Genomic DNA, 1,244 nt, shown 5'->3' with positions numbered 1-1,244 from the left:
CGGCCTTGTCACGGATGTCATTATCGGAGTCGGTCTCAATTTGGCTATCTCTACTTTTCCAGATGAGCTAGAAAGCAAGGCTGGTTCCTTATTTGAAGGCCCTTGTCCCATCACCCGCAATGACCTCATCAGCGAGATTTGGAGGGAATTTCTTCATACGGATATCGATGAACTGGTCTACCTCTACAAAGAGCGCTCCCTGGTCTTAGGACGAACTGTCACCTTTGAGCAGAACCAGCATACCTATCAGGGCCTCGCCAAAGACATCTCCGATACCGGCCAACTCTTGGTCCAGTTAGAAAATCAAGAAGAAATCTGGCTCAATAGTGGCGAAATTTCCCTCAAGCAGTGGAATCTATAAAACAGAGCTCACAACTCACAAAAGAGTCTGGGACAAAACACTGTCTCAGACTCTTTTGTGTGAAGATACATCAAAACTTTTTAAACCAATTCTTGATATACTCTAAGCATATATCCAGTAAGAATTTGATAAATAATAATACAATTCCAATCTTCACAAACATGTAATATTTAAATGTGTCATCAAATGAATGCACACGGATCGGAAAGGTGAGAATTTTAGACGGACTGATAAGAAAATAAAGTGAGATACAAATGGATAAAACTAACGCCACTATAAAAATTTTTTTATGTAATTGCATTTTTTACCTTTTCCTTTCTTGTTTGACAACATTAATTACCAATCACCAATTTTATATAGCCTAATTAATTCTTTCATTCCCCTTTCTAATAGGCTATTTTATAGTTCTTACACCTTCATCATATACCAATTTCAAAATAATACAAGTCTGTTTTTCTAATTATTTTTATGATATAATTTTAAAGTTTGAATGTTAAACAAAAAACTCAGTAACTATTCCAACAAACTCTATAAATTAGATACGATAAAAAAATTCTATTCTGCTCTTTTTTTAACTATTCGGTAAAATTCTCGAAATTTTGATACCGAATAGTTATTTTTTTTGCATAAAATGTTTAAAAATCATGCTGAGATTGCCATTCTCAGCTGATTTCAGTTTAGAGGGTGGACAATCTATCGCTAAAATTCCTTACAGCCCCAACGGTTTATGTTGTTTTTTAGTCCATTCAATCTTATTCCGAAATCTCTTGGCACCCTTTCATAACCAAAAATTATTTTGAGCTAAATCATTGTCAATTATGTCCTTTATTTAAGTGAAAACTAAAAATTTTTCAATTGTACATTCATACAAAAACACGGCTAT

General features: G+C 34.0%; 1 protein-coding gene. It reads left to right on the top strand.

Annotated elements, in window-relative coordinates:
- Positions 1-361 (top strand): lipoate--protein ligase family protein (locus SPADD19_RS02540; protein WP_481906734.1); only part of this gene is annotated, 361 nt, incomplete at its 5' end.
- Positions 362-1,244 lie beyond the last annotated feature (883 nt).

The organism is Streptococcus parasanguinis (assembly GCF_001578955.1).
GTDB lineage: Bacteria > Bacillota > Bacilli > Lactobacillales > Streptococcaceae > Streptococcus > Streptococcus parasanguinis_U.
Note: the sequence above shows the minus strand (reverse complement) of the source record. Positions and strands in the feature narration are given on the sequence as shown.